Source organism: Kocuria subflava, from assembly GCF_012163155.1.
Taxonomy (GTDB): Bacteria; Actinomycetota; Actinomycetes; order Actinomycetales; family Micrococcaceae; genus Kocuria; species Kocuria subflava.
Map to the genome: position 1 here is coordinate 1 of NZ_JAAVUN010000234.1, position 528 is coordinate 528.

The following is a 528-nucleotide window of genomic DNA, read 5'->3' on the forward strand; positions in this document are numbered from 1 at the left end:
TGCATGCCGCTCTCCCGACGGGAAGAGATCGCCGACGTCCTGCGCCGCACGGGGGCGATCCTGGTCGAGGACGACCCGTACGGCGAACTGCGGTTCTCCGGCGAGTTCATCCCCCAGATCTGTGCCCTGCCGGGGCTGGCGCACCAGTCCCTGCTGCTGAACTCGATCTCCAAGATCATGGCACCGGGCATCCGCGTCGGGTGGATCCGCGGCGAAGGCCCCATCATGAACACGCTGTCCATCGCCAAGGAGGCCGTGGGGCTGCACTCCTCCGTGGTCGATCAACTGGCTGTGGCGCGCTATCTGGAGGCCTACGACGTGGACGAGCACATCCGCACCGTGGTCCAGGTCTACAAGCAGCGGCGTGACGGGATGCGGAAGGAACTGATCGAGATCCTGCCCGAGGGCGCCACGGTGACCTCGCCCGACGGCGGCATGTTCCTGTGGGCCGCACTGGGCAACGGGATCGACACGACGGCTCTGCTGCCCATCGCAGTCCAGGGGGGCGTGGCGTTCGTTCCCCGGGAG

General features: G+C 67.6%; 1 protein-coding gene. It reads left to right on the forward strand.

What is annotated here, in order from left to right; genetic code table 11:
* A partial coding sequence (locus GTW58_RS13935; RefSeq protein ID WP_168023646.1) for an aminotransferase class I/II-fold pyridoxal phosphate-dependent enzyme occupies positions 1 to 528 on the forward strand: 528 nt, incomplete at both ends.